The sequence below is a fragment of the Microbacterium sp. NPDC077644 genome (genome assembly GCF_040702785.1).
In the GTDB taxonomy this organism is placed as follows: Bacteria; Actinomycetota; Actinomycetes; order Actinomycetales; family Microbacteriaceae; genus Microbacterium.
This window is the reverse complement of sequence record NZ_JBFBME010000001.1, coordinates 414,746-441,166: the sequence shown is the minus strand read 5'-3', so window position 1 is coordinate 441,166 and position 26,421 is coordinate 414,746. Positions and strand designations below refer to the sequence as shown.

22 protein-coding genes, 1 tRNA gene and 1 pseudogene are annotated in these 26,421 nt (G+C 70.1%); 5 read left to right on the top strand and 19 right to left on the bottom strand.

Features of this window, described 5'->3' with window-relative positions:
• Positions 1–22: 22 nt before the first annotated feature.
• Both AB0269_RS02070 and AB0269_RS02065 read right to left on the bottom strand, forming a co-directional pair.
• On the bottom strand, positions 23–1,336 hold the full coding sequence (locus AB0269_RS02070; protein ID WP_366209513.1) for a D-arabinono-1,4-lactone oxidase: 1,314 nt from the start codon (positions 1,334–1,336) through the stop codon (positions 23–25).
• Complete coding sequence (locus tag AB0269_RS02065) at positions 1,333–2,562, bottom strand: alanine racemase (RefSeq protein WP_366209512.1); 1,230 nt, start codon at positions 2,560–2,562, stop codon at positions 1,333–1,335. Before AB0269_RS02065 ends, AB0269_RS02070 begins: the two co-directional genes overlap by 4 nt.
• 55 nt (positions 2,563–2,617) lie before the next feature.
• On the opposite strand from AB0269_RS02065, the gene AB0269_RS02060 reads away from it, so the two are divergent.
• Positions 2,618–2,690: transfer RNA gene (locus AB0269_RS02060), tRNA-Leu, on the top strand.
• Positions 2,691–2,759: 69 nt separating this feature from the next.
• Here the strand turns inward: AB0269_RS02060 and AB0269_RS02055 are convergent.
• The 9 genes from AB0269_RS02055 to AB0269_RS02015 form a co-directional block, all read right to left on the bottom strand.
• The gene (locus AB0269_RS02055; RefSeq protein WP_366210482.1) at positions 2,760–4,220 is read right to left on the bottom strand and encodes an FAD-dependent oxidoreductase; all 1,461 of its coding nucleotides are present in this window, start codon (positions 4,218–4,220) and stop codon (positions 2,760–2,762) included.
• 53 nt (positions 4,221–4,273) lie between these two features.
• A complete protein-coding gene (locus tag AB0269_RS02050) occupies positions 4,274–5,584 on the bottom strand; it encodes a S8 family serine peptidase (protein WP_366209511.1) in 1,311 nt (436 codons plus the stop codon).
• On the bottom strand, positions 5,581–6,102 hold the full coding sequence (locus AB0269_RS02045) for a DUF501 domain-containing protein (RefSeq protein WP_366209510.1): 522 nt from the start codon (positions 6,100–6,102) through the stop codon (positions 5,581–5,583). Before AB0269_RS02045 ends, AB0269_RS02050 begins: the two co-directional genes overlap by 4 nt.
• A gap of 39 nt (positions 6,103–6,141) precedes the next feature.
• On the bottom strand, positions 6,142–6,651 hold the full coding sequence (locus AB0269_RS02040) for a septum formation initiator family protein (RefSeq protein WP_366209509.1): 510 nt from the start codon (positions 6,649–6,651) through the stop codon (positions 6,142–6,144).
• Between the two features lie 56 nt (positions 6,652–6,707).
• Positions 6,708–7,988: a phosphopyruvate hydratase gene (gene eno, locus AB0269_RS02035; protein WP_366209508.1), complete on the bottom strand. Its 1,281-nt coding sequence runs from the start codon at positions 7,986–7,988 to the stop codon at positions 6,708–6,710.
• A gap of 89 nt (positions 7,989–8,077) precedes the next feature.
• Positions 8,078–8,758 (bottom strand): O-methyltransferase, encoded by a 681-nt coding sequence (locus AB0269_RS02030; protein ID WP_366209507.1) that lies wholly within the window; start codon positions 8,756–8,758, stop codon positions 8,078–8,080.
• A 52-nt stretch (positions 8,759–8,810) separates the two neighbouring features.
• Positions 8,811–9,752: a type II CAAX endopeptidase family protein gene (locus tag AB0269_RS02025; protein WP_366209506.1), complete on the bottom strand. Its 942-nt coding sequence runs from the start codon at positions 9,750–9,752 to the stop codon at positions 8,811–8,813.
• Positions 9,749–10,735, bottom strand: coding sequence for a DUF1648 domain-containing protein (locus tag AB0269_RS02020; protein ID WP_366209505.1), 987 nt, complete (start codon positions 10,733–10,735; stop codon positions 9,749–9,751). The genes AB0269_RS02025 and AB0269_RS02020 overlap by 4 nt, the downstream gene beginning before the upstream one ends.
• The gene (locus tag AB0269_RS02015) at positions 10,732–11,082 is read right to left on the bottom strand and encodes a GntR family transcriptional regulator (protein WP_366209504.1); all 351 of its coding nucleotides are present in this window, start codon (positions 11,080–11,082) and stop codon (positions 10,732–10,734) included. Before AB0269_RS02015 ends, AB0269_RS02020 begins: the two co-directional genes overlap by 4 nt.
• Positions 11,083–11,188: 106 nt before the next feature.
• On the opposite strand from AB0269_RS02015, the gene AB0269_RS02010 reads away from it, so the two are divergent.
• A complete protein-coding gene (locus tag AB0269_RS02010; protein WP_366209503.1) occupies positions 11,189–11,662 on the top strand; it encodes a DUF4442 domain-containing protein in 474 nt (157 codons plus the stop codon).
• 37 nt (positions 11,663–11,699) lie between these two features.
• Positions 11,700–12,938, top strand: coding sequence for an APC family permease (locus tag AB0269_RS02005; RefSeq protein WP_366209502.1), 1,239 nt, complete (start codon positions 11,700–11,702; stop codon positions 12,936–12,938).
• Here AB0269_RS02005 and AB0269_RS02000 read toward each other — a convergent pair.
• The 6 genes and pseudogenes from AB0269_RS02000 to nhaA all read right to left on the bottom strand — a co-directional run bounded on the left by AB0269_RS02000 (position 12,916) and on the right by nhaA (position 17,720).
• Complete coding sequence (locus AB0269_RS02000) at positions 12,916–13,698, bottom strand: SGNH/GDSL hydrolase family protein (protein ID WP_366209501.1); 783 nt, start codon at positions 13,696–13,698, stop codon at positions 12,916–12,918. The genes AB0269_RS02005 and AB0269_RS02000 overlap by 23 nt on opposite strands.
• Before the next feature lie 69 nt (positions 13,699–13,767).
• Positions 13,768–14,127, bottom strand: coding sequence for a DUF1294 domain-containing protein (locus tag AB0269_RS01995; RefSeq protein ID WP_366210481.1), 360 nt, complete (start codon positions 14,125–14,127; stop codon positions 13,768–13,770).
• A 123-nt stretch (positions 14,128–14,250) separates the two neighbouring features.
• A pseudogene (locus tag AB0269_RS01990) lies at positions 14,251–14,430 on the bottom strand (cold shock domain-containing protein); the annotation flags it as partial.
• Between the two features lie 9 nt (positions 14,431–14,439).
• Positions 14,440–15,714 (bottom strand): ATP phosphoribosyltransferase regulatory subunit, encoded by a 1,275-nt coding sequence (locus AB0269_RS01985; RefSeq protein WP_366210480.1) that lies wholly within the window; start codon positions 15,712–15,714, stop codon positions 14,440–14,442.
• A gap of 157 nt (positions 15,715–15,871) precedes the next feature.
• Positions 15,872–16,528: a MazG family protein gene (locus AB0269_RS01980; RefSeq protein ID WP_366209500.1), complete on the bottom strand. Its 657-nt coding sequence runs from the start codon at positions 16,526–16,528 to the stop codon at positions 15,872–15,874.
• Positions 16,529–16,553: 25 nt separating this feature from the next.
• On the bottom strand, positions 16,554–17,720 hold the full coding sequence (nhaA, locus tag AB0269_RS01975) for a Na+/H+ antiporter NhaA (protein WP_366209499.1): 1,167 nt from the start codon (positions 17,718–17,720) through the stop codon (positions 16,554–16,556).
• A gap of 156 nt (positions 17,721–17,876) precedes the next feature.
• On the opposite strand from nhaA, the gene AB0269_RS01970 reads away from it, so the two are divergent.
• Together AB0269_RS01970 and gdhA are read left to right on the top strand one after the other, a co-directional pair.
• Positions 17,877–20,507 carry a phosphoenolpyruvate carboxylase gene (locus AB0269_RS01970; RefSeq protein WP_366210479.1) on the top strand — a complete coding sequence of 877 codons (2,631 nt, stop codon included), beginning with the start codon at positions 17,877–17,879 and terminating at the stop codon, positions 20,505–20,507.
• A gap of 123 nt (positions 20,508–20,630) precedes the next feature.
• Positions 20,631–21,998: an NADP-specific glutamate dehydrogenase gene (gene gdhA, locus AB0269_RS01965; protein WP_366209498.1), complete on the top strand. Its 1,368-nt coding sequence runs from the start codon at positions 20,631–20,633 to the stop codon at positions 21,996–21,998.
• 117 nt (positions 21,999–22,115) lie between these two features.
• Here gdhA and AB0269_RS01960 read toward each other — a convergent pair whose 3' ends face one another.
• Together AB0269_RS01960 and mfd are read right to left on the bottom strand one after the other, a co-directional pair.
• Positions 22,116–22,712, bottom strand: a complete 597-nt coding sequence (locus tag AB0269_RS01960; RefSeq protein WP_175985784.1) for a gamma carbonic anhydrase family protein — start codon at positions 22,710–22,712, stop codon at positions 22,116–22,118.
• A gap of 157 nt (positions 22,713–22,869) precedes the next feature.
• Positions 22,870–26,400 carry a transcription-repair coupling factor gene (gene mfd, locus AB0269_RS01955; RefSeq protein ID WP_366209497.1) on the bottom strand — a complete coding sequence of 1,177 codons (3,531 nt, stop codon included), beginning with the start codon at positions 26,398–26,400 and terminating at the stop codon, positions 22,870–22,872.
• Between the last annotated feature and the right edge of the window lie 21 nt (positions 26,401–26,421).

Here is a 26,421-nt window from a genome sequence, read left to right as displayed (position 1 = left end):
CCTGCGTGTGAACTGGGCATCCTCACTCGCCGAGCACCCGATCCAGGTACCGGTTCGCGAACCGCCGCTCGGGGTCGAGCCGATCGCGCAACGCGGTGAACTCGTCGAACCGCGGGTAGCGCTCCCGCAGCTGGCGCGCATCCAGCGTGTGCAGTTTGCCCCAGTGCGGCCGGCCGCCGTGTTCGAGGCAGATCTGCTCGACTGCCTCGAAGTACTCGGTGGGATCGGCGCGCCAGTACCGGTGGACGGCGATGTATCCGCTCGGCCTGCCGTGCGCGGTGGAGAGCCACAGCTCGTCGGCGGCCGCGAACCGGACTTCGATGGGGAACTCGATCCGCCAGCCCTTGCGGCGGATCAGCTCCTGGATCTCGCGGAAAGCCGGGACGACGTTCTCGGCGGGCAGCGCGTACTCCATCTCGCGGAAGCGCACGTTCCGGCTCTGCGTGAGCACGGTGTGCGACCGGTCGGTGTACTCGCGGTCCCCGGTCAGTCTCACCGCCAGCCGGCTGAACGGCGGCGTGACGGCGGGGACGACCTGTCCTGCGGCGCAGACGACGCGGTAGACGCCGTTGGAGAGCAGCGTCTCGTCGATCCAGCGCCCCACCACCGGCAGCGGCCTGCGCGGTGCGGACTCCGGAAGCCGTGTCTGCCGCTTGGTGAGTGCGACCTCGGTGTGCGGGAACCAGTAGAACTCGAAGTGGTCGGATGCCGCGGCGCGGTCGGGGACGGTATCGAGCACGTCGTCGAGAGGGGCCGGCTCGTCGATCGCGTGCATGACGAACGCGGGCACGCACTGCAGCGTCACCTCGACGAGGATGCCGAGTGCGCCCAGTCCCAGCGCGACCGCCGGGAGCAGCTCGGCGTTGTCGTTCTCATCGACGCGCAGGAACTCGCCTGCGGCCGTGATCAGGGTCGCGCCGACGACCTGGGTGGCGATCCCCCCGAACCCCGTGCCCGTGCCATGCGTGCCGGTCGAGATCGCTCCGGCGATCGACTGCCGGTCGATGTCGCCGAGGTTCTGCATCGCGAGGCCGTGCGGTGCCAGCATCCGCGGGATGCGGTGCAGGCGCGTGCCTGCCAGCAGCGTGACCCGCGACCGTCCGGCGTCGACAGAGACGAGCCCCTGTAGATCGTCGAGTTCGAGCAGCACACCGGGGGCGACGGCGATCCCTGTGAAACTGTGCCCCGCGCCCACGGCCTTGATGGGCAGATCCTGCGCGATCGCTGCAAGCACGGCGCGCTGCACGCCGTCCGGGCTGCGCGGCCGCTCCACGCGGGCTGGCCTGATCGACGCCGACCGCCCCCAGTTCTGCCATGTGCCGCCGGGCCTGGTCACAGGAACGCCTTCCCCTCGCCGCGATACGTGGGCAGCTCATCGATCACCTCGGAGCCCGACACGAGCCGGTACGCGTCGATGTGCTCCGCGCCCTCGCCGCTCTTCGCGTGCCGGAACCACACGCGGTCGCCGATCCTCAGGTCGGCCGCGGAACGTCCCTGCAGCGGGGTCTGCACCTCGCCCGCCGCCTCGCGCGGCATCGTGCGCAGGCCGCCTGGCCATACCGCGCGCGGCTGGCGCGAGACGAGGGCTGGGCCCGAGGCGATCCATCCGCCGCCGAGCACGGTGGCGATGTCGGCGGCAGGGCGACGGACGACGTCGAAGGCGAACGCGCTCGCCGGTGCGGGCAGGAACGACCGGTAGCCGTCGAACAGGTGCCCGCCGAGCAGCCCGCTCCCGGCGGAGGCCTCGGTGACGGACTCGTCGCTGCCGGTGAACTCCAGCGACCCGGTCCCTCCGCCGTTGAGGAACTCCAGCGGGGCGATGTCGGTGAGCGCGTCGGCGATCTCCGCACGGCGGGTGCGCAGCTCGGCCCGCGAACGCGCCTGCACCATGCGGATGACGGGGGCGTCCGAGCCGTTGTCGCCCTGACCGGCGATCTGCGCCTCGTACATCTGGAGCCCCACGAGCTCGAATCCGGGGCGAGCGAGGATCGTGCGCGCGAAGCGCACGACGTCGGATGCTGTGAACAGGGGCGAGCGGCGCACACCGATGTGCCCGAGCGCCGCGGAGCGCCAGGAGGCGTCGGCGTCGATCGCGACGCGGACCGCGGCTCGTGACCCGGGTGCGGCGACGCTGTCGACGAGGTCGAGGTGGGCCGGGTCATCGACCATGAGCGTGATGCGCGAGGCTGCCGCGTCGTCGTGGACGAGTCGCTCGAGGCCCGCCATGTCGACGGTCGGGTAGCCGAGCACGATGTCATCGTGGGTCTCGGCGAGCCAGAGCGCCTCTGCGAGCGAGTACGACAGGATGCCGTGATAGCCGGGGATCCGCAGCACGGCGTCGAGGACCGCCCGCACCCGTACGGACTTCGAGGCGACCCGGATCGGGATGCCGCCCGCGCGGACCAGCATGTCCATCGCATTGTGCCGCAGGGCGTCGAGGTCGATGACTCCGACCGGTGCCGCCAGATGCGCAGTGGCCTCCGTCAGCCGCGGCCACCATCGGGCGGGGTCCTCCCAGGCGCGATCGGCGGGCGACGTCGAGAGAGCCGTGAGGTCGAGCACTCCCCCACCCTACGACCTCGGCCCGCGCAGACGCGCGAGTAGGCTGAGGTGTCACGCCCCCATAGCCCAATGGCAGAGGCAGGCGACTTAAAATCGCTTCAGTCTGGGTTCGAGTCCCAGTGGGGGTACCGAACGCCGACAACGCAGAAACCGCCCTCTCCCCCTGCGGGGAAGGGCGGTTTCTGCGTTGTCGGACTCTACTTCGAAGCGGCCTTGGCTGCCTCGGCGGCCGAAACGGCGGGCTTCGCGGGCGCCTTCTTCGCCGGGGCCTTCTTCACAGGAGGCTTCTCGGCTGCGGGCTTCTCGGCGGGCCCCGCTGCAGGAGCGGCATCCGCCACCGGGCGCGGACGCGCGGCGAACTCCTCGAAGATGTAGCGCGGGTTCTGCACCGTCTCGAGGTTGACGAGGTCGCGGCCGAGCCACAGGTTGTTCCACCAGCCCCAGAGCACCCGCCACTTGCGCTCCCACGTCGGCATCGCGAGGCCGTGGTAGCCGCGGTGCGCGATCCAGGCGATGAAGCCCTTGAGCGCGAGGTTGCCCGACTGGAAGACGCCGTTGTAGAGACCCAGTCCCGCGACGGCGCCGAGGTTCTTGTGGAAGTAGTCCTTGGTCTCCTCGCCGCGCAGCACGGCGGTGAGGTTCTTGGCGAGGCGCTTGGCCTGGCGTACGGCGTGCTGAGCGTTGGGAACGCAGTACCCGCCGACACCGCCGCCGGAGAGGTCAGGAACGGCCGAGACGTCGCCGGCCGCCCAGGCGCCCTCGACGAAGGCATCCGCCGTGCCCACGCGCAGGTCGGCACGAGTCTGGATGCGGCCGCGCTCCTCGGCGGGAAGGTCTCCGCCGCGCACGACGGTGGGGTTGGCCATGACACCGGCGGTCCAGATGATGAGGTCGGTCGGGATGACCTCGCCGGTGGAGAGTGCGACGTTGCCGCCCTCGGCGCCCTGCACCTGCGTGTCGAGGTGCACGTACGCACCGCGCTTGGCGAGGTCCTTGAGCACCCACTCGCTGGTCTTCTGCGAGACCTCGGGCATGATGCGCCCCATGGCCTCGATGAGGTGGAAGTGGGTGTCCTCGAAGCTGAGCTGCGGGTACTTGCCCACCAGCGACGAGGCGAGCGAGCGGAGCTCGGCGAACGCCTCGATGCCGGCAAAGCCGCCGCCGACGACGACGACGGTCAGCAGGCGGTCGCGCTCAGGACCGGCGGGCAGAGCCGCGGCCTTGTCGAAGTTCGACATGAGCTTGTCGCGAACCGCGACAGCCTCTTCGATGGTCTTCAGCCCGATCGCGTTATCGGCGATGCCGGGGATCGGGAAGGTGCGCGAGACGGCGCCCGCGGTGACGACGATCTGGTCGTACGCGAACTCGTACGGCTCGCCCACCGGCGGCGTGATCGTCGCGACCTTGTTCGCGTGGTCGATGCCGGTCACCTTGGCGGTGATGACGTTCGTGCGCTTGAGATGGCGGCGGTGGGCCACGACCGCGTGCCGGGCCTCGATCGAACCCGCCGCGACCTCGGGCAGGAACGGCTGATAGGTCATGTACGGAAGCGGGTCGACCATGGTGACTTCGGCCTCGCGCTTGCGGAGGTGCTTCTCGAGCTTCCACGCCGTGTAGAAACCTGCGTAACCGCCACCGACGATCAGGATCTTGGGCACGCTGTTGTTCACGGTCACAGTGCTGTTCTCAGGCACAGAAGGACAACTCCTCGTCAGGCTGCTGGCGTGCTTGGCTTGCGCGCCGATCGAATACGCCGGGCAGCTGCGGTGACGCCTAGCCCTATAAGAATACCAGGGACTGTGAGCACGATCAGCGGCAGGGTACCGTACCGCAGTGAATCGATGCTCGGAACGAGCGGGGAACCCGCCTCGGACGGCGGATCCGCCGCCGGGAGCGGGGTGACCTCGACGGGCGCGACCTCGGGCTCCGGGGCGGGAGCGACATCGGCACGGCGGTACAGGCGCACCCATTCGGCGAGATCGCCCATCGGGTTCTCGTCGACCTGCGCGACGGATGCGTCGACCGCGGCAGCCGCGTCGAGCAGCCCGTACCCGTAGAGCGGGTCGGGAAGCTCGCTGACTCCCTCGACCGGGATCGCGGTCTTGATGATCCGGTTGATGACGTTCGCGGCATCCAGCTCGGGATGGGCGGCACGGACGAGCGCGGCCGCGCCCGCGACGATCGGCGCCGCGCCGCTCGTGCCGCGCCACCGCGCCAGCTCGCCATCGGCTGAGACGCCGATCAGGCCCTCGCTGGGAGCCGCGATGCCGATCGTGATGCCCTGCGTCGAGGCCTCGACGCTCGCGGTGCCGGTCTGGTCGACGCCGCCGACCGTCAGGACACCCGGGATCGTCGCAGGAGCGCCGATCATCGACGTGCCGCTGCCGCGGTTGCCGGCGGCGACGACGACCACGACATCGTGCTCGTAGGCGTACAGGAACGCGTCGTCCCAGCTCTCATCCCAGTCCAGGGTGTTCGTCGTGAAAGACAGGTTGATGATGTCCGCGCCGTTGTCGACAGCCCATCGCATGCCCTCGGCGACCTGATCGACGAACGGCACGGATGCCGCGGCGCCGAAGCCGATCGAGACGGACAGCAGATCCGCCTCCGGGGCGACGCCGATCATGCCGGAGCCGTCGGCCTTGCCGCGACCGGCTGCCAGGGATGCGACCCACGAGCCGTGATCGCGGTCGACGACGCCCACCGGCGACCGCCCGTCGGGAGAGCCGCTGCCCGACACGTCGGTGCCGCCGACGACGGCGTCCCCGAATGCGGAGGGCACTTTGCCGATCCCCGTGTCGATGACGGCGATCGTCACGCCTTTGCCCCGTGTGGTCTGCCATGCCTCGCGGATGCCCGCGCCGTCGAGCCAGTACTCCAGCGCACGGACGGGGTCGGTCGGGTCGTCCGGGATCGGCGAGGTCGGCGACGGCGAAGGGGTCGGCGCGGCCGCGGTGAGCAGAATGGATGCCGCGACCGCCGCGGCTGCGACGGTGCCGCGCAGCATCGCCTTCCAGGTCATCGCGTCGCAGCCCCCGGGTCCTCGCACTGGCAGCGCGCGGGCGACCAGCTCGAGCGCTCGAGCGCGGCATCCCCGATGGGGTTGACCCCGGGGCCGGCGGCGAGCGCGTGGCCGGCGAGGGCATGCAGGCACTTGACGCGGGTCGGCATGCCGCCCGCGGAGATGCCCTCGATCTCGGGAACCTCGCCGAACTGCGCACGGTCGTGCAGGTACGCCTCATGGGCCGTGCGGTAGGCGGTGGCGACGCCCTCGTCGTCGGCGAGCAGGGCGGCGAGCTCCGGCATGACCTGGGTCGCCTCGAGCGTCGACATGGCCGCTGTGGCCGCGGGGTGGGTCAGGTAGTAGAACGTGGGGAACGGCGATCCGTCGTCGAGGCGGGGGCTCGTCGCGACGACGGTCGGGTTGCCGCATACGCATCGGGCGGCGATGCCGACGACGCCACGGGCCTGACGGCCGAGCTGCGCCGACACGACGGCGATCTCGGCGGGCGTGGGCGGGGCGAAGGGAGGCGTCGTCACCGTCTCAGCCTACGGGAGGCGACCCTGGGAAACCCCGGACTACTCCGCCGGGGTCGCGTTCTGAGCGAGGCCGGCGCCGGCGACGGACCGCAGCAGCTGCGGCATCCAATCGGCCGGCCGCTCCTCGAGCTCGTCGCTCACCGGAGCCTGCTCCTGCGGGAGCGAGGCGGGGTCGAGGTCGTTGTCGACGAGGTAGGTCACCTCGCCCGGCTTGACGTAGTACAGCCGCTCGCGCGCCTGCGTCGTGATGTAGGCCGGGTCGTCCCAGCGCTCGCGCACCTGCTCGAGAGCCTCGATCTCATCGGCGCTGACCTGAACCGACGCCTCGAGGGCCGCGATCTTCTGCCGCTGATCGATGTAGGTGCCCAGAGTCGGCACGAGCACCCACGCTCCGAGCACCACGAGCGAGAGCATGATGACCATGAAGCCGGACAGGCGGATGCCGGATGCCCAGTCCCGCACATCGACCTGAGGGCGACGCGAAGGGCGCGACGGCGCCTGCACGGATGCCGCCTGGACACGAGAAGGGGGAACCGGACGCCTGGTCATGGTTCCCCCTTCTGTCGTGCCTACGTGCGCGCGTTCAGCGCCTCAGTTCGACGGCCTCAGCCCTGGAACCGGGGGAACGCCGAGCGACCGGCGAACACGGCGGCGTCCGCGAGGTCCTCCTCGATGCGCAGAAGCTGATTGTACTTCGCGACGCGCTCGGACCGTGCGGGCGCACCGGTCTTGATCTGACCCGCGTTGGTGGCGACCGCGAGGTCGGCGATCATGGTGTCCTCGGTCTCGCCCGAGCGGTGCGAGAGCATCGCGGTGTAGCCGGAGCGCTGGGCGAGGCTGACCGCGTCGAACGTCTCGGTGAGCGTGCCGATCTGGTTCACCTTGACCAGCAGCGAGTTGGCGACACCGCGCTCGATGCCGTCGGCGAGACGCTGCGGGTTGGTGACGAACAGGTCGTCGCCGACGAGCTGCACCTTGGAGCCGAGCGCCTCGGTGAGGAGCTTCCAGTTGTCCCAGTCGTCCTCGGCGAGGGCGTCCTCGATCGTGACGATGGGGAAGTCGCTGACCAGACCCTGGTAGTACTCGATGAGCTCGGGGCCGGTCCAGTCCTTGTTGTCGAGGCGGTACACGCCGTCGGAGAAGAACTCGGTGGCGGCGACGTCGAGACCCAGGGCGATGTCCTTGCCCGGGGTGAAGCCGGCCTTCTCGATCGCCTTGATGAGGAACTCGAGGCCTTCGCGGTTGCTGGGCAGGTCGGGGGCGAATCCGCCCTCGTCGCCGAGACCGGTCGCGTAACCGGCGGCCTTCAGCTCGCTGCGGAGCACGTGGTAGGTCTCCACACCCCAGCGCAGCGACTCCGAGTAGGTCTCGGCGCCGATCGGGGCGAGGAAGAACTCCTGCATGTCGATGCCGTTGTCGGCGTGCTCGCCGCCGTTGATGACGTTGAACAGCGGAACGGGCAGGACGTGCGCGTTGGGACCGCCGAGGTAGCGGTACAGCGGCAGGTCCGCGCTGTCTGCTGCGGCCTTGGCGACCGCGAGGCTGACGCCGAGGATGGCGTTCGCGCCCGTGCGCTGCTTGTTGTCTGTGCCATCGGTCTCGTTGAGGATCTCGTCGACGATGCGCTGCTCGCTCGCCTCGACGCCCTCGATGGCAGGTCCCAGCTCGTCGATGACGGCCTCGACGGCCTTCAGGACGCCCTTGCCGCCGTAGCGGGACTTGTCGCCGTCGCGGAGCTCGTATGCCTCGAAGGCTCCGGTCGATGCGCCGGAGGGAACGGCTGCCCGCTGGACGATGCCGTCATCGAGGAGCACCTCCACCTCGACGGTCGGGTTGCCGCGTGAATCCAGAATCTCGCGTGCGCCTACAGCCTCGATGAGTGCCACGTATGTGCTCCTTGCTCAGGGAAAGGGTGGTTGTGGAGCGTCGTCGATCCGTGGCCAGTCTAGTCCGCGGCATCCCGCCTTCGACAGGCTCAGGAGCCGGAGGAGGCGACGATTGCGAGCGCGACGCCGTCCCAGCCCTTGATGCCGACCGTCTGCAGGGCCGTCGCATCGAATCGCGGATCCTCGGCGAGCATGCGCAGCCCGTCGCGCGTGCCGATCACCATCGGGTCGGTCGTGCTCTCGTCGACGATCTCGCCCTCGCGGCCGATGTTGTCGACGACCACGACGGTGCCCGCTCTCCCGAGGCGCGCGGCCCAGTCGAGGTAGATCGTGTTCGACTCCTTGTCGGCGTCGATGAAGACGAGGTCGAAGGGATCGGAGCCCGCGAGCGTCGGCAGGACGTCGGCGGCGCGGCCGATCCGGATCGCCACCCGCTCCCCCACGCCCGCGGCATCGATGCTGGCCCGTGCGATGGCCGCGTTGGCCGGTTCCGCCTCGATCGTGACGACCTCGCCGCCGTCGCCGACGCCCCTCGCCAGCCAGATGGTCGAGTAGCCGCCGAGCGTGCCGATCTCGAGCACGCGCCGCGCACCGCTCATGCGGGCGAGCAGATTGAGGAGCTTGCCGCTGACGGGTGCGACCTCGATGGCCGGCAGTCCTCCGTCCGTCTGCGCGGCGAGCGCGGCCTCGAGACCGGGGTCGTGACCGACCAGGAGGTCGGAGAGGAACTCGTCCGTGCGGCGCCAGTTCTCAGGGGTCGATTCGGCCATGGCTCCACCCAATCGGGCGGGACCGCAGGCGTCAAGGCCGGATCCGGTCGCCTCAGCCCCGCGGCTCCGACAGCAGCCGCCCCGGCGCACCGTCGAGCTCGGGCTGGCGGCGGAACTGTCCGGTGACCACGAGCAGCACGGTGACCACGGCGCACACGATCCACCCGGCAGCACCCAGCGGACCGGCGAGCGCCATGTCGTACGTCGTCCCTGCCGCGAAGACGAGGCCGATGATCGCGGCGCAGGCGTTCATCATCCCGTGCGCGAAGACGGCGGGCCACACCGACGCGGAGCGCAGCCGCAGCCACCCGAGCAGGACCCCCCACGCGATGCATCCGGCCGTCATCAGCAGCACGCCCGTGATGTCGATCCGGCCGAAGTTGTAGCCGAGCAGGATGATCGGCGCATGCCACACGCCCCAGATCGCGCCGCTCAGCAGCAGCGCCGGCCACGTGCCGAGAGGCCGCAGCGCGGGGACGAGGTAACCGCGCCAGCCGAGCTCCTCGCCGAATGCGACGAACGCGTTGATCGTCGCGGCGGCGACGGGCACGAGGGCCAGTTGCGACAGGACCAGAACGCCGGCCGGCGGCAGCGGGGTTCCCGGCGGAACGGCCGCCTCCGCGATCTCCGCGTACCCCGAGAACTGCACGAGGTCGAGCTGGACCCAGCCGCAGAGCGCGGCGACGAGAACGGTCGCCAGGATGAGCACAAACGGCGCGAGCAGGCCGAGCACCGTCATCCACACGACGCGCTTCGCCGGTCGCAGCGGCCACAGTCCGAGGAACCGCAGCCGCTGCCCTTTCGGCACCGGTCGCAGTGCGAGGACGACGATCACGGCGGCGATGGTGGGTGTGAACATCATCACCGGGACGAGGATGCCGAACAGCGGACTCGCCAGCCCGCCGGTGAACCACAGCGGCAGGGCGACGAGCCACGCGAGTCCGAGCGCCAGGACGATGAACGAGACGGTGGCCCATGGCCTGATGCGGATCATGATTCGGCTCCTTCAGCAGCGGTGTTGAGGACGGAGGCCGCGGTCGTGGCGTCATCGACGGTGACCACGAAAGGCCTGCCTTTCCGGCGGGTGACCTGGATGCCCTCGCCGGCGCGCAGGACGACACCCATGCGGCCGTCGAGGCCGATGCGCACACCCCAGCCGCCGAACTCCGTCATCGGGTCGACCTCGACGACCTGGACATCCGTGATGTCGGATGCGGGAACATCCCACCGCGGCCACCCGAGGAGGGAACGGACGCGGAGTCCTGCCGCCGAGATCCGGACCCGGAAGACGAAGGTCGCGGCGACCAGCGCGCTGACGAGGAGCGCGACGCCCGCGGTGATCCAGAATCCGAGGAGCTCGCTCGCCGCGAGCATCCAGACCGCGGAGCACACCATGATCAGCACGGCCACGGCGAGGATGATCCCGCCCGCGCGCCCGATCGCCACCGTGCCGAACCAGGCGGCGCGCTCTCCGGGAGCGAGGTCGAGTCGGGATGCCGCGGCCGCCGGAGCCCGCACGATCACCCGCGGCTGCAGGAACCAGCCGAGGACGCCGAGCACGAGCATCCCTGTCGTGCTCGCGGCGAGCACGATGCCGATCCCGTCCAGCGCCCCGTCCCCGCGCTGCATCGCGACGGACCCCGCCATCGCGATGGAGATGAACGCGGCGAATCCGAGCGAGAGCGCACCCATGAAGCGGCCGACCGGGCCCCAGGCGTCCCGCGCGACGGCGAGCACCGGAAGCGCGAGGAGAAGCGGTGTGCCGACTCCGATGATCACCTGCATCCAGGCGTACATCGTGGGGCTGCCGAAGCCGTCAGGACCGTCTGCACCCCAGTGCGTGACGACCTGGTCCGGGGGTTCGGGAAGCCAGATGAGGATGGGGATCAGCGCGACCACGGCGACGACGATGGGCGCGACGAGGCCGACGATGAGGAAGGCGCGGCGCGCGCGACGCACCTCGACTGACGTGTTCATGATTCGATCTCCGTGACGACGGCGGCGAGTGTGGTGGGCGAGATTCCGAGAGCGGCAGCGCGGCGGACGAGGCCGGCGACGTCGTCGGCGAGAGCAGCAAGCGGGGCCGCGGATGCCGCGATCACGGCACCCCTTCCGCGGCGGAGGTCGACGAGACCCTCGTCGCGAAGCTGCTGGTAGGCGCGCAGCACGGTGTGCAGATTGATGTCGAGAGCCTCGGCGACGTCCCGCGCCGCGGGCAGGCGGTCCCCCGCCCCGACGCGGCCGGCGAGGATGCCTCCGCGCACCGAGGAGGCGACCTGTTCGAACAGCGGACGCGGACTGTCCGCATCGATTCTGATCAGCACTCCTGCACCTCCGTTCTCATTTCTATTAATTCTAGTTCTACTAGAACAACTGTCGCAACCCTCACATCCGTTTCGCGCTCCCGGTCGGCCCCGACACACTGAAGGCATGAAGATCACTCCTCGGCGACTCGCCCTCGGCATGAGCTTGTGGGCGCCCAACCTCTTCAGCGGCATCCGTGTGCGGCGGTTCAGCGAGGACTGGACGCACGCGACGGTCGAACTGCACGTCAACCTGTTCACCCGCAACTACGTCAAGACGGCCTTCGGCGGATCCATGTCGGCGATGACCGACCCGTACTACTTCATGCTCGTGATGCACCAGCTCGGGCGCGACTACGTCGTATGGGACACCCGCGGCGAGATCGAACTCCTCAAGCCCGGCCGCGGCGTGCTGACCGCCCACTTCCACGTCTCCCCCGAGCGGGTGGCTGAGATCCGCGAGAAGGCGGCCGGTGGCAAGAAGGTCCTGGAATGGTTCGAGACCGAGATCACCGACCGCGACGGCGACGTCGTCGCCAAGGTGCGCCGCGAGGTATACATCCGCGAGAAGAAGCGGGTCACGGCCGCCCGCAGCGCGTGAGCACCGGCCGTTCACCTGCCCGTGTCACGATGAGCGGGTGCAGCTCGCCAGACGCCTGACCCTCACCGACGCCGTGGCCGTGGGGCTCGGTTCCATGATCGGGGCCGGTGTGTTCGCGGTGTGGGGGCCGGCGATCGAGGCTTCCGGCTCCGGGATCTTCATCGCCCTCGCGATCGCCGCCGTGGTCGCGTTCTGCAACGCCACCTCGTCGGCGCAGCTCGCCGCCGTGCATCCGGTCGCCGGCGGCACCTACGCGTACGCGCGCGCCGAGATCGGGCCATGGTGGGGCTACATCGCCGGGTGGTGCTTCGTGATCGGCAAGCTCGCCAGCTGCGCCGCGATGGCGATGACCTTCGCCGCGTACGCGGCTCCCGCCGGGTGGGAGCCGCTCGTCGCAGCCCTAGCCGTCGCCGCTCTCGCGACCGTGAACTGCTTCGGCGTCACGCGCACGGCACTGCTCACCCGCATCCTCGTCGTCGTCTCGCTGCTGGGGCTCGCCGTCGTCGTCGCGGTCGGGTTCGCCTCGGCGCCGTCGGCCTCGCCCGCGCCGCTCGCCGACCTCACCGCGTACGGCGTGCTGCAGGGCGCCGGGCTGCTGTTCTTCGCCTTCGCCGGATACGCGAGGATCGCGACGATGGGCGAGGAGGTCGTGGAACCTGCCCGGAGCATCCCCCGTGCGATCGTGCTCGCGCTCTCGGGAGCGCTGGTCGTCTATGTGCTCGTCGCCGTCGTCGTCGTGCTGACGCTCGGCGCGGATGCCGCAGCGCAGTCCGCGCCGCTCGCCGCCGTGGTCGACGCGGCAGGGCTGACGGGGCTCGAACCCGTCGTCCGCATCGCGGCGGCGGCAGCATCCCTCGGCGCGCTCCTGGCCCTCCTGACCGGCATCGGCCGCACGACCCTGGCGATGGCCCGGGCGTCCGATCTGCCGCGGTTCCTCGCCGCGGTGCACCCGCGCTGGCAGGTCCCGTACCGGGCCGAGATCGCCGTCGCGATCATCGTGATCGTCGTCCTGCTCGTCGTCGATCTCCGCGGTGCGATCGGATTCTCGTCGTTCGGCGTGCTGCTCTACTACCTCATCGCGAACGCGGCGGCGTTCCGGCAGTCGGGGGCCGCGCGGCGGTACCCGCGGGCTCTGCAGGTGCTCGGTGTGCTCGGATGCCTCGTGCTCGTGAACACCCTCCCGCTGCTGGCGTCGCTGATCGGCACGGGGGTCATCCTCGTCGGCGTCGCGTATCGGATCCTGCGGCTGCGTTTCACGCGCGCACGGGCTGCCTGAGAGCCATCTCCACCGCGGGCAGAAGCGCCTCCGCCGTGCGACGGTAGCCGGCGGCGCTCGGGTGGAACCGGTCGAGGCTGAACATCTCGTCGGGCTGCTCGCGGAAGGTCGGGCCGACGACGAGCCGGAGATCGACGGGGACCGCGCCGGTTCGCCAGGCGACTCTCGTCTGCTCGAGCGCGAGCCGCCGCGACATGCGCGAGAGCAGGGCGCGCAGCGGCTGCGGGACGGGCTGCAGCGTGCCGAGGTCGGGGCAGGTGCCCACGACGACCGGGGTGCCGAGCTCCTGCAGACGTGTGATGGCCCGTTCGAGCTCGTTCGCCGCCGACCACGGCGGAACCATGTGCGTGACGTCGTTGCCGCCGACGACGATCACGGCGATGTCGGCGCGGTATCCGTCCGGGAGCGCGTCGAGCTGCCCGGCGAGCGCCGTGGACTCGGATCCGACCACTGCCGCGGTCCGCAGGCGCACCGGGCGCAGCATCCGCTTCGCCACAGCCTTCGCGATCCGCCCGCCGAGGGTCTCCTTGCGGCGCTCGGCGCCGAGGCCCGCAGCCAAGGAATCGCCGAGCAGCAGCAGGTCGATCGGTGCTCCGTCCAACGACCTCTTCCACACCCGATCGGCGTCCAGCGACACCTCGCCGAGTGGCTTGCCGATACGACGACGGGCGATCGCGGCCTGGCGGCTGAGCAGCGTGCGAATGCCGAGCGCGGCGAGGCCGAGCGCCGCCACGGCCGCCAGGATGCGCACCCTGATCATGCGCCCATTCGAGCGGACGCGCGTGAACGCGGCATGAACGCCCGCCGTCCTCACCGTGCGATCGTCGTGTCACCGCAACAGTTGGATCACCGTCGGCCATCCGACGAACAGGATGACCGCCACCGCGGCGCAGTTCACCAGCACCGTGAACCAGTAGACGATTCGGAACGCCTGCTTGACGGTCTTGTGACGCAGTCGCTGCTGTGCGAGCCAAGCGCCCGGCCACCCGCCGAGGACCGCAAGGAGATGCAAGCCGGCCTCGCTCGTCCTCCAGGCTCCCCGCCGAGCCGCTCGCTTGTCTCTCGCGTAGACGGCATAGGTGATGAGGTTCAGGAGCAGGAGCGCACCGAGCAGCCAGATCGGGATGCGCTCGGTGGACCAGCCCCAGACCAGAGCGGCTATCCACGCCGCCATCAGGACGATGGCCACGATGATTCCGACGCGACCCGTCGAGCGCCTGACACCGTGTACGGGGCTGACACCGTGTACGGGGCGGCTCGGTGCCCGCTCGGGATGCGGGTCCGTCAGCGCAACGCGAACCGGACGGACGTCGATGGCACGCGGACCTTTGCCGTCAATCTGAATCTCCGAGAACTCGACACGAATGCCCTCGGCGGGGACGACACCGCGCACGTCCCGAACGTGCACGAATGCGTCGCGCTGATCCGGGCGGCGGATGAAGCCGAAGCCGCGGTCGGCGTCCCAGCGATGAATCTTCCCCTGAACGCGCATGAGAGGTGCTCAGGCGAGCGGCTTGATCTCAAGCGCGCCGACGGCGGCACCGGCCGAGACCGTCGCGAAGGCGGTGTAGCCGTCGGCCGCGGAACGGTCCAGCAGGCCCTTGAAGTTCTTCACGCGACGCTCCAGACGCACCCTGCCGTGCTCCATCAGCGCGGTCTTGTGCGCGATGAGCTCCGCCAGCGGCACGTCGGCGTCGTGCACGAGCACGATCGCCTGGGCTCCGGCATCCGACTGCGGCTCGAGCAGGTCGGCGAGGCGCTCGAACCCGAGCGAGAATCCGACGGCGGGGATCTGCTGGCCGAGGAACCTGCCGATCATGCCGTCGTAGCGGCCGCCGCCGCCCAGCGAGTACGACACGGACGGATGCGCGAGCTCGAAGATCGTGCCCGTGTAGTAGCCCATGCCGCGCACGAGGAACGGGTCGAAGACGAGCGGGATGTCGGCGTCCGATCCCGCGCCGGCGGCGACGGCCTCACCGATGCCGACGAGGTGCTCGACGATCTCGTCCGGCGCGTTCTCGGGCAGGGCTTTGCGGATCTGCGCCTCGCCGTATGGGAGGTACTCCATGGTCTGCGGGCGGCGCAGATACGCGTCGAAGGCCTCGACGGCCTCTGTATTCGGTCCCTGAGCCCGTCGAAGGGTCCGCTCGCGGAGCTCGGCGACGATCCCGTCCGAACCGATCTTGTCGAGCTTGTCGATCGTGATGAGCACGCCGGGGCGCTCGTCGGCCGCGAAGCCGAAGGCATCCAGCATCCAATCGAGAACACGACGATCGTTGATGCGCACGCTCGCGCCCTCGAGCCCGAGGGCGGCGAGCGCATCCAGCGACGCGACGATCAGCTCGGCCTCGGCGCGCGCGGAATCGTCGCCCATGATGTCGATGTCGCACTGCACGAACTGGCGGTAGCGGCCCTTCTGCGGACGCTCGGCGCGCCACACCGGCCCGATCTGGATCGCCCGGAACACGGCGGGCAACTGCCCGCGGTTGCTCGCGTAGAACCGGGCGAGCGGGACGGTCAGGTCATAGCGCAGGCCCAGGTCGCTCAGGGCCGCCGGGTCGTCGGCACCGGCGCGGATCGCCTCGGCATCAAGCCCGCGGCGCAGGATGTTGTATGAGAGCTTCTCGTTGTCGCCGCCGATCCCGGCATGCAGGCGGTCGTACTCCTCGACGACGGGCGTCTCGATCTCGTCGAAGCCATGCGCCAGGTAGCGCTCGCGGATCACGGCGAGCAGGCGCTCGCGGCGGGCCTTGTCGGCGGGGAGGATGTCGCGCATGCCGCGCGGCGGGTTCACAGTAGCCACGTCTCCATCTTCCCAGGTGTCACGCGCGGCACGCGCCGGCGCCGATTCCCAGACGTAGTGCTGCGTCCGCGGCGTGTCGCTGCCGGACACGCCGACGCGCGTGCGGGTCGTCTGGGATTCGGGACGGGCTTCAGCGCGCCTCCGCGTCGCGGACCTCGTCCTCCAGCGTCCGCAGACGCTCGCGCAGGGCGCGCTCGGCATCCCAGCCGTTCGTGCGTGCCGCGGCGGCGAGCATGAGCAGCATGTCGCCGAGCTCGTCTTCCGACTCCGGTGCGGCGCCGATCTCGGCGGCGTCGTGCGCGGCGAGTGCGACATCGTCGCCCGCCCCCACCCTCGCCGCCCGCCCGAGCACCTTCTGAGCACGGGCGAGTGCCGGCATCCCGGCGGGCACGCCGTCCAGAACGCTGCGCCGTTCTCGCTTCTCGGCCGCCTTCGCGGCGTTCCAGTGCACGAGCACCTCCTCGGGCGTGGTCGCGATCGCGCCCGCGAAGACGTGCGGATGCCGCCTGACCATCTTCTCGGTCAGAGTCTCCGCCACATCGTCGATGTCGAACGGGTCGTCGGGGTGCTGCGCGGCGATCGCGGCGTGGAACAGCACCTGCCACAGCAGGTCGCCGAGCTCCTCGCGCAGGTCGGCACGGGTCCCGTCCTCGACAGCGTCGATGACCTCGTGCGACTCCTCGATGAGGTACGGGACGAGATCGCGGTGCGTGATCTGCTGCGACCACACGCAGCGTTCGCGCACGGCCTTCATGGTCTCCGCTGCTGCGCGCAGTGCGTCGGTCATGGCATCCTCTCCGAGATCCGGACGGTCAGGAACTCGCTGCGGCGACCCGGCGATGCCACGCGGCCCTCGACGAGACGATGATCCCGGACAGCACGAGCGCGATCAGCGAGCCGACGAGCACACCGAGGATCGCCTGGTCGCGCGTCGCGGCGTCATCGGCGAACGCGAGGTTCGCCAGCAGCAGCGACACGGTGAATCCGATCCCGCCGAGCGTGCCTGCGGCGATGAGATCGGTGATGGTCAGAGCCGGGGGCTGTCCGTGCGAGCCCACCCGCACGGCGATCCAGCCGAAGACCGTGATGCCGATGATCTTGCCGACAGGGAGCGCGAGGGCGATGCCGAAGAACGCCGGCGAGAGCTCGGACGGCGAGACCGCCGGGATCACGACGAACGCGGCGACGAACGCGAAGATCGGGAGGATCCCGCCGTTGACCCACGGTTCGAGCACGTGCCGAGCGCGCATCGACGGCGATTGAGCGATCGCGAGACCCAGCATGACGCCGGCGATCGTGGCGTGGATGCCCGAGAGCAGCACGAACACCCAGACGAGGATGCCGACGACGATCATCGCGGCCACGACGAGGCCGGTGTTCCGCTCGGGAAGCATCCGCGAGAGGAGGCCGAAGACGGCCACCCCGACGACCGCCAGCAGCAGGTACAGCCAGTTCAGGTCGTGGGCGAAAAGCACGGCGATGAAGACGATGCCGATGATGTCGTCGAGGATCGCGAGCGCCAGGAGGAACACGCGCACCGCGGCCGGAAGCCCCTTGCCGAACACGGCGAGCACGCCGAGTGCGAAGGCGATGTCGGTCGCCGTGGGGATCGGCCAACCGGATGCGGTCGCCTCTCCCCCGGCGATCAGCAGGTAGATGATGATCGGCACGAGCACGCCGCCGGCCGCGGCGATCGCCGGCTGCAGCGCCTTGCGGAAGGAGTTGAGCTCGCCGCGGGTCAGTTCGTACTGCAGCTCCATCGCCACGACGAAGAAGAAGATCGCCAGCAGGCCGTCCGAGATCCAGTGCGCGACGGAGAGGTCGATGCCCGTGCCGGGGATGGCGATGTGCGACTCCAGCATCGCGGCGATCGGGGCATGCGTGGGCAGATTCGCCAGAAGCAGGCCGAGCGCGGCGGCCGCCAGCAGGAGCACGGCGGGGAACTGCTGGGAGCGGAGGAGGTTCCGGGAATCAGACATCGGCTCCATGCTATTCCCGCCCCGTGGCACGGCGTCACGTGGTCAGGTGGACCCACGGCCCGCGGCTAATCTCGAAGAGTGACCCCCGAACCCACTCACACTGAGGCCATCCGCGTCATCGGGCGATTCGAAGCCGAGCGCGGGATCCCCGACGAGATGCGTGCGGACGTGCGCATGCTCGGCGCCCTGCTGGGGCAGGTGCTGCAGGAGTGCGGCAGCCCCGGTCTCTTCGAGGACGTCGAGCGGCTGCGACTGGCGACCATCCAGGCGTACGAGGAGGAGACCGCCCTCGTCCCCGGAACCGGCGCGTTCGATCGCGCGACCGAGATCGCCGAGTCGTTCAGCGTCGAGCGCGCCGATGAGGTGGCGCGGGCGTTCACGTGCTACTTCCACCTCGTGAACCTCGCCGAGGAGCATCAGCGCGTTCGTGTGCTCCGCGAGCGGGCGGGGCAGCCGGCGCCGTCAGACGAGTCCGCCGGCGCCAGGATCCCCGACACCCTCGCCGCCGCGTACGCGCAGCTGCGCGGCGAGGTCGGCGACGACGAGGCGCAGCGGCGCCTGTCCGGACTCCGGTTCCACCCGGTGTTCACCGCTCACCCGACCGAAGCACGCCGGCGGGCCGTGTCGACGAGCATCCGCCGGCTCTCGGAGCTCCTCACCGACCACGATGCGGCCAGCGACGGCGGCGCGGAACAGCGTCGCGCCCGGCGCCGGATGCTGGAGGAGGTCGACACGCTCTGGCGCACCGCTCCCCTGCGCGCGCAGAAGCCGTCGCCCACCGACGAGGTGCGCACGGTCATGTCGGTGTTCGACGAGACCCTGTTCACGACCGTCCCGCACGTCTACCGCCGCATCGACGACGCGTTGCGCGGCGAGGAGTCGGGCGCGAGTGCTCCCGTCGTCCCCGCGTTCGTCCGCGTCGGCTCGTGGGTGGGCGGCGACCGCGACGGCAATCCGTTCGTCACGGCATCCGTCACGCGGGAGGCGGCCGACATCGCCGCCGACCACGTGCTGCGCGGTCTCGAGCGCGCGCTCGACCGGATCGGCCGGGGCCTGACGCTCGATGCCGAGGGCACCCCGCCGAACGCCCGTGTCACGGCCCTGTGGGATGCCTTCGCCGCAGCGCAGCCGGACGTCGCGGCCGACATCGCCGCACGGTCGCCCGAGGAGCCGCACCGGCGCGCCGTCCTGTCGTTCGCCCGCCGCGTCGCCGCGACCCGCCTCGGCACGCCGAACGCGTACGCCGCACCGGAGGACCTGCTGGCAGACCTGCGCGCGGTGCAGGCGTCGCTCGCGGAGTCCGGCGCCAAGCGGCACGCGTTCGGCGGCGTCCAGCATCTGATCTGGCAGGTCGAGACCTACGGCTTCCACCTCACCGAGCTCGAGGTGCGCCAGCACTCGCAGGTGCACCGCGCGGCACTGGCCGAGCTCGATGCCGGCGGCGAGCTCAGCGAGCAGACCCTCGAGGTGCTCGAGGTGTTCCGCGCGATCGCCGGCATCCAGCAGCGCTACGGTCTGCGTGCGGCCGGGCGGTACGTCGTCTCGTTCACGCAGTCCGCCGAGGATCTCGCGAACGTGCACCGCCTCGCCCGGCACGCGCTCGGCGACGACGGCCCCGTGCTCGACGTCGTGCCGCTGTTCGAGACGTTCGCCGACCTGCAGGCGGCCCCCGGCATCCTCGCCGAGGTGGTGGAGTTCCCGGAGTTCCGCGCACGGATGGCCGCGACCGAGAACCGCCTCGAGGTCATGCTCGGGTACTCGGACTCGTCCAAGGACGTCGGCCCCGTCGCCGCGAACCTCGCGCTCTACGAGGCGCAGGAGAAGATCGCGCAGTGGGCGCAGGATGCCGGTATCGCGCTGACCCTGTTCCATGGCCGCGGCGGCGCGCTCGGCCGCGGCGGGGGCCCTGCGAACTCGGCCATCCTCGCCCAGCCCCCGCACTCCGTCGACGGCCGGTTCAAGCTCACCGAGCAGGGCGAGGTGATCTTCGCCCGCTACGGCGAGCCGGCCATCGCCATGCGGCACATCGACCAGGTCGCCGCCGCCACGCTGCTTGCGTCGTCGCCGACGATCGAGGAGCGCACCAGCAGCGCCGCCGCCCGCTTCGCGGACGTCGCGCAGGTGATGGATGCCGCATCCCGTTCGCGTTTCTTCGACCTTGTGAAGGCCGACGGCTTCGCGCCGTGGTTCGCCACCGTGACGCCGATGGAGGAGATCGGGCTGCTGGCGCTGGGCTCGCGGCCCGCTCGCCGCGGCCTGTCCGTCGAGTCGCTCGAGGATCTTCGGGCGATCCCGTGGGTGTTCGCCTGGACGCAGGCTCGCATCAACCTCGCCGGCTGGTTCGGGCTCGGCACCGCGCTCGAAGCCGTCGGAGACGAGGCGCGCCTCGTCGAGGCGTACCGTGATTGGCCGCTGCTGCGCACGATGGTCGACAACGTCGCGATGAGCCTCGCGAAGACCGATGAGCGGATCGCGCGGCGCTATCTCGCCCTCGGCGACCGCGACGACCTCGCCCAGCTCGTGCTCGACGAGCTCGCGCTGACGCGCGAATGGGTCATCCGTCTCACCGGCGGAAGCGTGCTGCTGGAGAACAAGCCCGTCCTCCAGCGGGCGGTGGCACTGCGCAGCCCGTACGTCGACGCCCTGTCGCTGCTGCAGCTGCGCGCCCTGCGCGAGCTGCGCTCCGCCGCATCCGCTCCGGAAGGATCCGGCGCCGACGACGAACAGCGCCGACTGCTGCTCCTCTCGGTCAGCGGTGTCGCCGCCGGCCTGCAGAACACCGGGTGAGCGTCACCCGGAACACCGCACCGAAATCTGCGGGGTAAGGTGAAATCTCGCGCCCGATCCGGCGCCCCCGATTCACGCGACACGATCGCCCCCTCAGCCACAGAACCAGAAAGCCGTCCCCGCGTGACCGCCACTCTCACCGACTTCCACCCGCTCGCCGAGTCCGTCCAGCCCGTTTTCGACACCGTGCTCGCCCGCAGCCCGCACGAGCCCGAGTTCCAGCAGGCCGTGCACGAGGTCCTCGGCACGATCTCTCCCGTGCTCGAGAGGCATCCGGAGTACGTCGAGGCCGGCATCCTGGATCGGGTCGTCGAGCCGGAGCGGCAGATCATGTTCCGCGTGCCGTGGGTCGATGACGCCGGCAGGCTCCAGGTGAACCGCGGCTACCGCATCCAGTTCTCGTCGGTGCTCGGCCCGTACAAGGGCGGCCTGCGGTTCCACCCATCGGTGAACCTGTCGATCATCAAGTTCCTCGGCTTCGAGCAGATCTTCAAGAACGCGCTCACCGGCCAGGGCATCGGCGGCGCGAAGGGCGGCTCGGACTTCGACCCGCACGGCCGCAGCGACGCCGAGGTCATGCGCTTCTGCCAGTCGTTCATGAGCGAGTTGTACCGCCACCTCGGTGAGCACACCGACGTCCCCGCCGGAGACATCGGTGTCGGCGGCCGCGAGATCGGCTATCTGTTCGGCTCGTACCGCAAGATCACCAACCGTCACGAGTCGGGCATGTTCACCGGCAAGGGCACCGGCTGGGGCGGCGCCGAGGTGCGCACAGAGGCGACCGGCTACGGCGCGGTCTTCTTCGCGCAGGAGATGCTCGCGGTGAAGGGCGACTCCTTCGAGGGCAAGCGCGTCGGCATCTCGGGCTCGGGCAACGTCGCGATCTACGCCATTCAGAAGGCCGCACAGCTCGGTGCGACCGCGGTCACGGCATCCGATTCGTCCGGCTACGTCGTCGACGACGCCGGCATCGATCTGGATCTGCTGCGTCAGATCAAGGAGGTCGAGCGCGGACGCATCGTCGAGTACGCGAATCGTCGCGCCGGCGCACGGTTCGTCGAGGGCGGCAGCGTCTGGGACGTCCCCGTCGACATCGCCGTGCCATCTGCCACGCAGAACGAGGTCAGCCTCGCGGATGCCGAATCGCTCATCGGGAACGGCGTGCTCGCCGTCTCGGAGGGCGCGAACATGCCGTGCGTTCCGGATGCCGTCGCGGCCTTCCAGCGCGCAGGCGTCCTGTTCGCGCCGGGCAAGGCCGCGAACGCCGGCGGTGTCGCGACCTCTGCGCTCGAGATGAGCCAGAACGCTTCGCGCCAGAAGTGGACGTTCGGCGACAGCGAGAACAAGCTGCGCGAGATCATGCGCGACATCCACCGTGCCGCGTTCGATGCGGCCGAGCGCTACGACGTCGGAGGCGACTACGTCGCCGGCGCCAACATCGCAGCCTTCCAGCGCGTGGCCGCCGCGATGCTCGCCCAGGGCGTCATCTGAGGGAAATCCTTCACCCGCCGGTACGGATGTCAGTTGATTCCACGGTTGTCAGTCGAAAACGCTCTGTTTCAACTGACATCCGTGTTCAATGCTGACATCCGTGCACGTTGCCACCGTTCACACCGCCTGGTCGTCGGCGTGGCGGGCGAGCGACGAGCCGTAGCGCTCGGTGAGCTGCACCATGAGGTCTGGGGTGTCCCGGTCGACGCCGAACACGTGCCCGGGGAAGTCGAGGTCGGGCTGCGCTGCCGCGATCGCATCCGCCTGATCGGGTGAGAACAGCTGCACCGGGTCGCCCGCGGCCACCCACCCGATCGGCACGACGGTGCCTTCGGGAAGAACGGCCCTGCGGGTCACGATCGCGTTGACGCGGATCTCGCAGCGTGCCCCGACGATCGACCCGTTGAAGACGCGCGCGCCCGACGCGAAGAACACCTCTTCCCCGACGGTGGCGCCGGCGATGCTCGCGAGGGTGCCGATGAGCGTGTGATCGCCGATGTGCACGGCGTTGGCGGCGGTGGCGCGGATGAGCGCATTCTCCATGACGATGACGTGCTCGCCGAGCGTGATCGGCCCGCCCTCCGCGGTGATCACGGCGCCGTGCAGCACCTGGCAGTTCGGGCCGATCTCCACGTCGCCGGAGATCACAGCGGTCGGCGCGACGACGGCGGTGTCATCGATGCGGGGCCGAGCCCCGAGGTGCTCGTACAACATGCCGCCAGACTAGTCCGACGACGCCACGTGCGTGCACAACTTCGGACGGCGCCGGCGACACGCCGCGGCATCCGGCCCAGCACCGGCGCGCCGCGCGCCGGATCCGAAGTTGTGCCCGGGATGCCGAAGGCCGGGTGCCGACCGAGGGAAGGCGCGGTCAGGATGCCGCGGCCGCGACCGACTCCGGGAACATCGCCGTCAGCAGGGCGCTGACCCACTCCAGGATCGTGACGTCCTCCGGAACGGGCACGAGCAGCGCCTCACCGCCTGCGACGATCTTCGCCTTCGGATACAGCCGCTGCAGCCGCACCTTCATCGAGTCCTCGAGGCGCGCGGGCGCGACCCGCAGGTTCGACCCCATGACGACGACATCGGTGAGGCCCGCCGATGCCGCCCGACGGCGCACGCGCGCGACGGCGATGAGTCCCTCGACCTCCTCGGGAGGTGTGCCGTAGCGGTCGGTGAGCTCTTCGATCACGAGGTCGATCGCGTCGTCCTTCGCACTCGGCGCGGCGGCCGCCGACAGCTTCTGGTACGCCTCGAGGCGCAGTCGCTCGCTGTCGATGTACGTCTCGGGGATGCGGGCATCCACCGGGATCTCCATCCGCAGCTCCACGTCGCCCTGCGTGTCCTCCCCGCGGAAGTTCGCCACGGCTTCGCCGATCATCCGCAGATACAGGTCGAAGCCGACCCCCGCGATGTGCCCGGCCTGCTCGGCCCCGAGCATGTTGCCCGCACCGCGCAGTTCGAGGTCCTTCAGCGCCACCTGCATGCCCGAGCCGAGGTCGTTGTTGATCGCGATGGTCTGCAGCCGGTCGGCGGCCGTCTCGGACAGCGGCTTGGAGTCGTCGTAGAGGAAGTAGGCGTACGCCCGCTCGCGCCCGCGGCCCACGCGTCCCCGGAGCTGGTGCAGCTGCGAGAGGCCGTACTTGTCGGCCTTGTCGATGATGATCGTGTTGGCGTTGGAGATGTCGAGGCCCGTCTCGATGATGGTCGTCGACACGAGCACGTCGTACTTGCGCTCCCAGAAGTCGTCGACGACCTGCTCGAGCTGATGCTCGCCCATCTTTCCGTGCGCCACGGCGATCCGCGCCTCGGGCACGAGCTCGGCGAGCTCGGCGGCGACGCGCTGGATCGACTGCACCCGGTTGTGCACGAAGAACACCTGTCCCTCGCGGAGGATCTCGCGGCGGATCGCCGCGGCGATCTGCTTGTCGCTGCGCGCGCCGACGAACGAGAGGATCGGATGCCGGTCCTCGGGCGGCGTCGCGAGAGTCGACATCTCGCGGATGCCGGTGACCGCCATCTCGAGCGTCCGCGGGATCGGGGTCGCGCTCATGGCGAGGATGTCGACGTTCGTCTTCAGCTTCTTCAGGCGGTCCTTGTGCTCGACGCCGAACCGCTGCTCCTCATCGATGATGAGCAGGCCCAGGTCCTTGAACATCACCTGATCGGTGAGCACCCGGTGCGTGCCGATGACCATGTCGACCGAGCCGTCCAGCAGACCTTCGAGGGTGAGGCGCGCCTCCTTGTCGGTCTGGAAGCGCGACAGCGGCCGAACCTTCACGGGGAACCCGGCGAAGCGCTCGGTGAACGTCTCGAGATGCTGCTTCACCAGGAGTGTCGTCGGCACCAGCATCGCGACCTGCTTGCCGTCCTGGATGGCCTTGAACGCCGCTCGCACCGCGACCTCGGTCTTGCCGAACCCGACATCCCCCGACAGCAGCCGGTCCATGGGGATCTCGCGCTCCATGTCGGCCTTGATCTCGTCGATCGTCTGCAGCTGGTCCTGCGTCTCGGCGAACGGGAAGGCCTCTTCGAGCTCGCGCTGCCACGGAGTGTCGGCCGAGAACGCGTACCCCTTCGCAGCCATGCGCGCCGAATACAGCTTCACGAGCTCGACCGCGATGTCGCGCACCGCCTTGCGCGCCTTGCCCTTGGCCGCCGACCAGTCGCTGCCGCCCATCTTCGACAAGGTCGGAGCCTCGCCGCCGACGTACTTCGAGAGCAGGTCGAGCTGGTCGGTGGGCACGTAGAGCTTGTCGCCCGGGTAGCCACGCTTGGACGGCGCGTACTCGAGGACGAGGTAGTCACGGGTGGTCTTGGTCGCGTTTCTGCCGCCGGTGGACACCTCGCGCTGGGTCATCTCGACGAACTTCGCGATGCCGTGCGTGGCGTGCACGACGTAGTCGCCGTTCTTGAGCTGCAGCGGGTCGACGACGTTGCGCCGACGCGAGGCGAGCTTCTTGACGACGCGCTGGTCGCCGCCGATAGTGCGCCCGTAGAACTCGTTGTCGGTGAGGACGGCGAGCTTCGCCTCTGGTACCTGGAACCCGGACTCGAGAGACCCGATCACGAGGGTCGCGACGCCGGCATCCGGTGCATCCGTCAGAGTCTCGACGGCCCGCGCGGCGAGTCCCCGGTCGGAGAGCACGTCCCGCGCGCGATCGACGAGACCGGTGCCGGATGCCACGACCACGACCCGCCAGCCGTCCGTCAGGCGGGCTTCGACGAAGGCGATCGCGCCGTCGACGTTGCCGTGGAAGGAGGGGATGATCGACGCGTCGATGTTCTCGGCATCCGCATCGTCGGTCGCGAACGGGCTGAACCGCCACCAGACGCCGTCACGCTCGCGGACGATCTCGCGCAGTCGCGCGACGCTGAGGAAGTCACCGGCGCCCAGGTCGATCGGGGCGGATGCGCCGGAGGTCGCCGCGCTCCACGCGGCATCCAGGAACTCCCGGTTCGTCTCACCCAGGCTCTGCGCGCGGGCACTCGCCCGCTCGGGGTCGACGAGGGCGACGGCCGTTCCGGGCGCGAAGTACTCGGCGAGCGAGGTGAGAGGGCCCGCGACGGCGGGCAGGAGCGACTCCATGCCCTCGACGGGGATTCCTTCGGCCATCTTCTCGAGCATCCCGGCGATCGCGGGGAAGCCGCCGACGAGCGATCGGGCCTTGTCGCGCACCTCGGTCGTGAGCAGCAGTTCGCGCGTCGCGGGCAGTTCGACGAGATCGACGTCACCCGGCAGCGAGCGCTGGTCGGCGACCGAGAACGCGCGGACCTGGTCGATCTCGTCGCCGAAGAACTCCACCCGGTACGGATGCTCGCTCGTCGGCGGGAAGACATCGAGGATGCCGCCGCGCACGGCGAACTCGCCGCGCCGGGACACCATGTCGACGCGGGTGTAGGCGCGCTCGACGAGCTGCTCGATGGCATCGTCGAGCTCCAGCCCGCGCGCGCCGAGCGCGAGGGCGAGGGGTGCGGTGTCACCGAGATTGCCGGCGATCGGCTGCAGGGCGGCGCGCACTGAGGCGACGACGATGAGCGGGCGCTCGCCCGACCACGTCGTGATGCGGCGCAGGGTGTCCAGACGCCGTCCGACCGTGTCGGGGCTGGGGCTCAGCCGCTCGTGCGGCAGGGTCTCCCAGGCGGGGAAGCTGAGGATCTCAGCATGCGGGACGTATGATCCGAGCGCTGCAGCAAGCGACTCGGCGCGGCGACCGGTGGGCGCGATGACGAGGAGGGATGCCGGATGCCCCGCGCTGTGGCGCTTGTCGAGGAGACCGGCGATCGCGGGCGCGTCGAGGCCGTCGACCAGGCCGAGATCGGCGTCCGTCTGCGCCCAGGTGAGGGCGTCGCGGTACAGGGTGGCCTCTTCCAAGGCGCGCAGAATCCCGGGAACAGTCACCAGACAAGCTTAGACGCGGCC